The sequence below is a fragment of the Planosporangium spinosum genome (genome assembly GCF_049999945.1).
In the GTDB taxonomy this organism is placed as follows: Bacteria; Actinomycetota; Actinomycetes; order Mycobacteriales; family Micromonosporaceae; genus Planosporangium; species Planosporangium spinosum.
Map to the genome: position 1 here is coordinate 1 of NZ_JBLYUB010000076.1, position 1,347 is coordinate 1,347.

Annotated in this window: 1 protein-coding gene; it reads right to left on the reverse strand. The window is 68.6% G+C overall.

The window, feature by feature from the left end:
- Window positions 1-67: 67 nt before the first annotated feature.
- Complete coding sequence (locus ACNTMW_RS34275; RefSeq protein WP_426638227.1) at window positions 68-1,288, reverse strand: IS256 family transposase; 1,221 nt, start codon at window positions 1,286-1,288, stop codon at window positions 68-70.
- Window positions 1,289-1,347 lie beyond the last annotated feature (59 nt).

The following is a 1,347-nucleotide window of genomic DNA, read 5'->3' on the forward strand; positions in this document are numbered from 1 at the left end:
TCGCCTGCGTGAGGCTCTGTGCGCTGTTCAGTTTTCCGGTCGATAACCGGCTGGGCAACGGGTGTGGCTATGCGGCGGCGAGTTCGGTGGTCGTGGCGGCCGGTGGTGCGGTGAGCAGGGCCATGGTGGCTTCGGCGAGGTAGCGGCGGTCGCCGGTCTGCCATTCGTCGTGGGCTTCGACCAGGACGGCGCCGGCCAGCCGTAGCAGGGCTTCGGGGTTGGGGAACACGCCGACGACGTCGGTGCGGCGTTTGATCTCCTTATTCAGCCGCTCCAGCGGGTTGGTCGACCAGATCTTCTTCCAGTGCGACACCGGGAAGGCGGTGAACGCCAGCAGATCGCCGGCGGCGTCGCGGAGCATGACCTCGACCTTGGGTAGCTGGCGGCCGAGCATGCCGGCGATGACGTCGAGCTGCTCGCGCACGTGTGCGGCGTCGGGTTGGGCGAAGATGGTGCGGATCGCGGCGGCGACCATCTCGGCGTTGCCCTTGGGGACCTGGGCGAGCACGTTGCGCAGGAAGTGCACCCGGCATCGCTGCCAGGCCGCGCCGATGAACACCGCGGCGATGGCGGCCTTCAGTCCGGTGTGGGCGTCGGAGATGACCAGCTGCACCCCGCCCAGGCCCCGGGCCTTCAAGCTGCGCAGGAACGCCGTCCAGAACGCGCCGTCCTCGCTGTCGCCGACGGCGAAGCCGAGTACCTCGCGCCAGCCGTCGGCGCGCACCCCGGTGGCCACCACGATGGCCTGGGAGACCACCCGGCGGTTGACCCGGGCCTTGCAGTAGGTGGCGTCCAGGAACACGTACGGGAAGGCGGAGGCGGCAAGTGACCGGTCCCGGAACGCGCCGACCTCGTCGTCGAGGTCGGCGCAGATACGCGAGACCTCGGACTTGGAGATGCCGGAATCGGCGCCCAACGCCTTGACCAGGTCGTCGACCTTACGCGTGGACACGCCGTGCAGGTAGGCCTCCATCACCACCGCGAACAACGCCTGGTCCACCCGCCGGCGGCGTTCCAGCAGGCTGGGAAAGAACGACCCGGTGCGCAGCTTCGGGATCCGCAGCTCCAGGTCCCCGGCGGTGGTGGTCAACGTCCGTGTGCGGTGGCCGTTGCGCTGCGCCGATCGTTGCTGGCTGCGCTCATACGGGGCGGCGCCGATCACCGCGGTCAGCTCCGCTTCGATCAACGCCTGGTAGATCGTCTCGGCGGCCTGCCGGACCTGGTCGGTGACGTCGGCGGCTTTGAGTGACTCCAGCACCTCTAACAAGGCAGACTGGTCGAGGGTCATCGCGTACTCCGTCCTCTGGGTGTTCTTGGTCGTTCACACAGAGACTCACGCGATGACCC

Excerpts from the sequence above, each read along its gene's own strand:
- ACNTMW_RS34275 (WP_426638227.1), bottom strand. The coding sequence starts at position 1,288 with ATGACCCTCGACCAGTCTGCCTTGTTAGAGGTGCTGGAGTCACTCAAA.